Annotated in this window: 5 protein-coding genes; 3 read left to right on the top strand and 2 right to left on the bottom strand. The window is 64.2% G+C overall.

What is annotated here, in order from left to right:
* Positions 1 to 10 precede the first annotated feature (10 nt).
* On the bottom strand, positions 11 to 2,236 hold the full coding sequence (locus KHC23_RS06820) for a TonB-dependent hemoglobin/transferrin/lactoferrin family receptor (RefSeq protein WP_213370816.1): 2,226 nt from the start codon (positions 2,234 to 2,236) through the stop codon (positions 11 to 13).
* A 518-nt stretch (positions 2,237 to 2,754) separates the two neighbouring features.
* Positions 2,755 to 2,928: a hypothetical protein gene (locus KHC23_RS06815; protein WP_213370818.1), complete on the bottom strand. Its 174-nt coding sequence runs from the start codon at positions 2,926 to 2,928 to the stop codon at positions 2,755 to 2,757.
* Here KHC23_RS06815 and KHC23_RS06810 point away from each other — a divergent pair.
* The 3 genes from KHC23_RS06810 to KHC23_RS06800 all read left to right on the top strand — a co-directional run.
* Positions 2,869 to 5,091 (top strand): GumC family protein, encoded by a 2,223-nt coding sequence (locus KHC23_RS06810; RefSeq protein ID WP_213370814.1) that lies wholly within the window; start codon positions 2,869 to 2,871, stop codon positions 5,089 to 5,091. The two genes, KHC23_RS06815 and KHC23_RS06810, sit on opposite strands and share 60 nt — an antisense overlap.
* 64 nt (positions 5,092 to 5,155) lie before the next feature.
* Positions 5,156 to 5,770 carry a hypothetical protein gene (locus KHC23_RS06805; protein WP_246544362.1) on the top strand — a complete coding sequence of 205 codons (615 nt, stop codon included), beginning with the start codon at positions 5,156 to 5,158 and terminating at the stop codon, positions 5,768 to 5,770.
* Positions 5,771 to 5,914: 144 nt separating this feature from the next.
* The coding region (locus KHC23_RS06800; RefSeq protein WP_213370802.1) for a hypothetical protein at positions 5,915 to 6,341 on the top strand (427 nt) is incomplete at its 3' end.

Genomic DNA, 6,341 nt, shown 5'->3' with positions numbered 1-6,341 from the left:
CGGGAACGTTTCACTTCACATAGAGCGGGTCGGAAATCGAGGCGACCTCGCCGCCGCCGAACCGCACCGTGAGCGCCCCCTTCACCGTCAGCCCGGCGCTTGGCAGGAAGTTCTCATACTGGGTGTATTGCTCGTCCAGCAGGTTCTCGACCGAAAGCCGCCACAGCATGTTCTCGTTCGGCTGGTAGCCGGCATAGACGCTGACCAGATTGAAGCTGTCCGTCGGCTCGAACACCGAATTCACCGGCAGATCCGAGGCCTTGACGGCCGCGACGGCGGTCCAGCGGACGGCGACCGTCAGTTTTTCGTCGAGGAAACGGAAACCCAGTGTCGTCGAGACCTGATCCGGCTGGATGCTCGACAGCGGCTGCCCCGCCGAGGGACCGGCCGTGATCTCGCCCTCCGATATCTGGCCGGCGACGCCGAGGAACCATTTGCGCGCGTCATAGGTGCCCTCGAATTCGAAGCCCTTCAGCCGCGCTTCCTGGACGTTCTGATACTGGGCATAGCCCGGAACGCCCCAGTTGTAGGGGAAGCAGGTGTTGGGCTGACCCGGAATGGGGCAGATGGTGCCGGTGGAAGAGCCGAACTCGACCAGCTCGATATAGTTATCGACGTCGTTCTGATAGTAGTTGAACTTGGCACGCAGCTTGTCGCCGGCGACGAACAGGTCGTCCTTCTTGATGTTGATGCCGACTTCCTTGTTCTTGCCGACTTCGGCCTGCAGGCCGGGATTGGGCAGGAAGTAGAACATCGTGCCGCCGGTGTTGAAGGGCAGCGGGTGCGGGCCGGAGACCAGCGCCTCGGTCACGGTCGGCGCGCGATAGCCCTCGGCATAGGTGCCGTAGAGGGTCAGCCACGACCAGGGGGTGACGCCGAGGGTCAATTTGGGCGAGACGCGTTCGCCGCTGGTACCGCCATCGTCGGAATTGAGCGAATAGGCGTCGTAGCGAAGCGCCGCAATGGCCTCCAGCCAGGTGGAGTAGTTGCCCTTCCACTGCACGAAGGCGCCGCCGACGCCGCGGTCGCCCGAGGGATTGTAGCCCTCGCCGAAGCCGTAATCGTCGGTGTTGTCGATCTCGTCCTGGAAATAATCGCCGCCGAAGGTAATGGCGCTGTTCCAGCCGGCGGCGCTGAAGCGGCTGGTGTTGTTGGCGTCGAAGCCTACCGTGTCGATGACGAAGCTGCGCGGATCGCCCACCGCGCCGGTGATTGGGTTCGACGAGCCGGTGACCTTCACCTGGTCCTGGTCGACCTGGTTCCAATAGACCGAGCTGCGCCAGTCGAACAGGTTGTCTTCCGGGTTCTCGTAGTTCCAGCTCGCCGTCACCGTGCGGTTGGTCGCCTGTGTGCTGTAGGAGGTGGCGGCGCCCGCGTCGGCGCTGGTGGTGAACTGGGTGTCGTAGTTCAGCGCCGTCAGCTTGATCTCATGGAAATCGGCCGGTCGGAAGGTGGCCTTGGCGATGCCGGTCCAGGTATCGAAGCCGCTGTCGGGCACCACGTCGCCATTGCCGTCATGGTAATTGTCGGCGTCGCGATAGGTGCCGCCGATGAACAGGTCGACATTCTCGCCGACGCGCGCGGCGCCGAGCACCGAGCCATAGCCCATGAAGCCATTGCCGGCGGCCTCGCCCGTGGCCTCGACGCCCCAGCTCTTGCCCGGGGCGATGATGTCGTCGGCGTCCTTGGTGCGCATGGTGACGACGCCGCCAATGGCGCCCGAGCCATAGATGTTCGACACCGGGCCGCGCACCACGTCGACATCGGCGATGAGGCCGGGCTCGATGAAGAAGCCGCCGGCACCGGCATGACCGAGCTGGTTGAAGTTCTGCCGCGCGCCATCGACGATCACCGCGACGCGGCCGAAATCCTGCAGGCCACGAATGTTGATCTGGGTCTGGCTGGTATTGGCGTTCTGGATTGCGGTGGTGCCCGGCATGCCCTCGAACAGGTCGGCGGTGCGGCTGGGCATGAGCATGTCGAGCTGGGCCGAGCGCCGCACGGTGACGCCCGCGAGCGTGTCGATCCAGCTTTCGGCCGTACGGGTGGCGACGACGGTGATCGGGTCAAGCTCGACGAATTCGTCGGTGGCCACCACCGCGGCGGTCGCTTCCGGCGCGGCCGCCTCCTGCGCCATCGCCGGCACCGCGGCCACCAAGGCCAGCCACGACACGCCCCAGCCTGCCGTTCGCGCCAGTGTCGAGGGAGAGCGAGGGCCCCGGTCGATCTTTCGCATCAGTGTCCATCCCCGATCGCGCGTCCGCCGGACGACACGACTTTTCCAGGCGGGCACCGGGTGCCCGCTTCCCTGTCCGGCGGCGACCGGACGCTGTTTCACTTCAGGAAAGGACGGTTATTTAAAGTAAATGATTGAGTCAAATCACGTATTCATTCGACTTTTATGAATTATAAAAATGATCTTTGTTTATACGATTTTCAATCTGCATCGTTTTAATCGCTAAAAAGAGAAGACATTTTTAGATTTAGAGCATTTATAATTCTGCATCCTTTGCGTTATATGCCCCCTTAATGCACGCATATCGCGCGAATTTGGCGAATCACTCGTGTTCCCGAGCCGAGCTGGTTCGGAGAACCTCCAAGAGGCGTCTTCCCACGGCCGCCTGATTTGGAGGAAGGAAAGCACGTTGGAGATCACCCGGCGGTCTTCGAACCGCCGCCTGTCGAGCCTGCCGAGCCTGTCGCCGCGGCCGGGCATTGCGATCCACTGGAGGCCGACGTCCAGACCCTAGGAATTCACGGCCCGACAAATATAATCCCGGCGGCGGCGAGCGGACCGCGCGCATGTGCCGGAAAGCGAATACCCTGCGTCCCTCTCGGGGCTTTCACGGCGACTTCTGGATTGGCTGGATGCACGGACAGATTACGCGAGCGCCTGCGACTGATGAAGAAGATCGTATCGACCTTCATCAGGTCCTCGATTTCCTGCGGCGCCGACGGGTTCTGATCGGGCTCGTCGCGGTGACAACCGTGGTCCTGGCGCTTGCGAGCGCCTTCCTGCTGACGCCGCGCTACACCAGCACGGCGGAAATCCTGCTCGACCAGGCGTCACGCACCGCATTGGGAGCCGAACTCGGCGGCAGCGACGCGGCCTCCGTCGCCACCAATGCGACCATTGAAAACCAGATTTCCATCATCGAATCGCTCAACCTGCTGCGCCGCGTGGTGGAGAAGGAGGGCCTCGTCAACGATCCGGAATTCGGCAGTACACCGGCTGGCCCTTCCTGGCGGACGGCATTCTGGAATCTGTTCGGGTTCACAGCGACCGCGGTCGATGAGCAGGTCGCTGCGGATGCGGGATCGGCGAGCATTCCCGACGATATACGGGCCTCCATCTACAGGCTGCGCGGCGCGCTCAATGTCACCCGCGTGGGCCAGGCCTACATTCTTCAGATCTCGGTCACCTCGACCGACCGCGATCGCGCGGCGCGACTGGCCAATGCCGTCGCCGATGCCTTCATCGTCGATCAGCTCGAAACCCGCTTCGAGGCGGCGCGCCGGGCCTCGGACTGGCTGAACGACCGGCTGCAGAGATTGCGCGACGCGCTGCGCCAGTCGGAGGAAGCGGTGTCGAAGTTCCGCTCCGAGCACAATCTCGTCTCCGTCGGCACCCGCTCGCTGAACGAGCAGCAGCTCTCTGAGGTCAGTGCCGAACTGGTTCAGGTCGAGACCGAGGCGGCCGAGAAGCAGGCGAAATACGAACAGGCCAAGAAGATCCTCGACGCGGGCGGAAACCTGGCGACGCTGCCCGACGTGATCCGCTCCGGCGTGGTGACGAACCTGCGCAGCCGCCACGCCGAAGTGGCCGGTCGCGAAGCCGACCTCGTCACCCGCTATGGCGAGCGCCATCCCATGGTCGTCAATGTGCGCGCCGAGCGCCGCGAGATCGAGCGCCAGATCACGGCCGAGATCAACCGCATCGTCGCCAATCTCGAAAACGACTACGACGTCGCCCGCACGCGGGCGGCGGCGATGGCGGCCAATGTCGCGACCGCTTCCGGCCAGAACACCAATGAGAACGCCTTGACCGTGAAGCTGCGCGAGCTCGAACGCGACGCCTCGGCCAATCGTACGCTTTACGAGACCTTCCTGAGCCAGTCGAAGGTCACCTCTGAGCGGTCGGAGATGGACATTCGCGACTCGCGGATCATCACCCCCGCCCTGCCCTCGGGGGCGCCGTCTTTCCCCAAGAAATCGCTTTTCCTGGCGGCCGGCGCCCTGCTGGGAATGATTCTCGGCGTTGGCCTCGCCGCGCTGCTCGACATGCTCAATGCCGGCTTCAGCAGCCCGCGCCAGCTTGAGGAGGCGACCGGCCTGCCGGTGCTGTCTTCTGTCGAGTGGGCGGACTTCAGCGACGGGGAGAAGACGAAGGGTGCCGTCGCCATCCTCGATTATCTGGCGTCGAAGCCGCTCTCCCGGTTCAGTGAATCGATCCGCAGCCTCAGGGCGGGCGTGCAGATGTCGGATGTCGACAACCCGCCCAAGGTCATCGAGATCACGTCCTCCTCCCCCGGCGAGGGCAAGACCTCGATCGCGCTGGCGATCGCGGCCTCCGCCGCGAGTTCCGGCAAGCGGGTGGTGCTGATCGACTGCGACCTGCGCCGCCCCTCGATCACCCAGCAGTTCGGCCTCGACGACAGGCCCGGCCTGGTCGAATGGCTGGCGCAGACCGTCTCATCCGAAGGCCTGTTGCATCGCCATGCCGCCTCGGGAATCTATGTGCTGGGCGCCGGCGCCAAGACCCAGAATCCTCCCGACCTGCTGGGCTCCGCGCGCATGCAGCACCTGATCGAGCAGTTGCGGCAGAGCTTCGATCTGGTGGTGCTCGACGCGCCGCCCATCGGACCAGTGGTGGACGCCGCCATCCTGGCCCCGGTGGCGGACAAGGCACTGTTCGTGGTGCGCTGGAACACCACGGCACGGGAATTCGTGCGCCATTCGATCGAGCGCATTCCCGGCGAGCGGAAGATCTGCGGCATCGTGCTGAACATGATCGACCTGCGCGGCGCGCCGAAATACGGCCGCTACTCCTACCACTCGTCCGCCTACTACAAGAAGTACTATGTCGGCTGATGAGCTTCGCCGGCGACCCGCTGGCCGGGCACTGCGGGCCGTCTTCTCGCTGCTCCTGATCGCCATGGCCGGTGGAGCGGCCTACAAGGGCCTCCAGTTTGCCCGCCTCGGCGTGATCGAATGGGGCATGGAACGCCAAGCTCCCGCCCGCACGCCGGAAGCATCGGCTGCCGGCAGCGACCTCCCCGGCCGGGCGCAGGACCTGCGCGACACTTTGGCCCAGTGGCACGATTCCTGGGGCCTTCGCGACAAGACCCGCCTGCTCGCCTTCAGCATCGGGCAGAACCGCCTCGATCCCGCTTCCCCCAATGGGCTTGAGGAACTGGTCGCCGTGCTGCAGGTCGACCCGGTCAGGTCGGCTTCCTGGATGGACCTGGCCGAGATGACATGGCCGACCCTCGCCCTGCGCCCCACCTCCATGGCCGCATGGGACATGTCCCGGCTGACCGGACCGTACGAATATGCCGAAATGGTGCACCGCGTGCGGTTCATGGCGAGGCGCTGGATTTTCGCCGGAAGCGAAGCACGACGAAAGTTCACCTATGATGTCGTACTGATGTCGCAGTTTCCGGAATTTTTTTGGCCTTTCTGGCGAAGCTTGCTGCGTTCCCTGCCGGCCCCTCAACGTCGCGCCATCCGCGACGAGGGCGACATTGTCTTTCGTTCTCTTATCCCCTGAAGCATAGACGTACTAAAATACCCTTTATGTCACTTCGACGACCCCTGCGGCAATTTGCAAAGTGGTCGTAATTTTGGATTGCCTCGCTGGTAACGTTCCGGAGGCTCTGGTATTATAGTTTTGGGCTAGAGGATCGGATGGGGCATGATCGTCAAATTGGCACGCATGCTGTTTTTGGCAGCCGTGATGGGAGCGATCGCACCTGCGGCGGCTATTGTGGCGTCGACTCCGCTCCAGGCCGCCCTTTCGGCGGACGAACAGGCCACCCTTGATGTCGTGACCGCTGCCGAAGCGGAGGGCGGCGCGGCGGCGCAGGTGGCCGCCATCATGGGCTCCTCGCTCAGCGGCTCGCAGAAGGCGCTCGCCGTGCAGTGGCTGATCGAGGGCGCCTCGACGGATGAGCAGGCGGGCGCGCTCGCGGCGGCCGTCATCGCGGCGGCCGAGGCCGCCGCCGCGGCCGGTCAGACGGGGACGGTGGCAACGCTCGGCACCGGCCTCGGGCAGGCTTACAAGGCCCTCAATGGTGACGGCCGTGCTTCTGCTGCCAGCGTGGTCATGACTGCGGTCGAAA

The sequence above is a fragment of the Ancylobacter dichloromethanicus genome, from assembly GCF_018390645.1.
Taxonomy (GTDB): Bacteria; Pseudomonadota; Alphaproteobacteria; order Rhizobiales; family Xanthobacteraceae; genus Ancylobacter; species Ancylobacter dichloromethanicus.
This window is presented reverse-complemented; position numbering and strand designations above follow the sequence as displayed.

Excerpts from the sequence above, each read along its gene's own strand:
- KHC23_RS06820 (WP_213370816.1), bottom strand. The coding sequence starts at position 2,236 with ATGCGAAAGATCGACCGGGGCCCTCGCTCTCCCTCGACACTGGCGCGA.
- KHC23_RS06810 (WP_213370814.1), top strand. The coding sequence starts at position 2,869 with ATGCACGGACAGATTACGCGAGCGCCTGCGACTGATGAAGAAGATCGT.
- KHC23_RS06815 (WP_213370818.1), bottom strand. The coding sequence starts at position 2,928 with ATGAAGGTCGATACGATCTTCTTCATCAGTCGCAGGCGCTCGCGTAAT.
- KHC23_RS06805 (WP_246544362.1), top strand. The coding sequence starts at position 5,156 with ATGGCCGGTGGAGCGGCCTACAAGGGCCTCCAGTTTGCCCGCCTCGGC.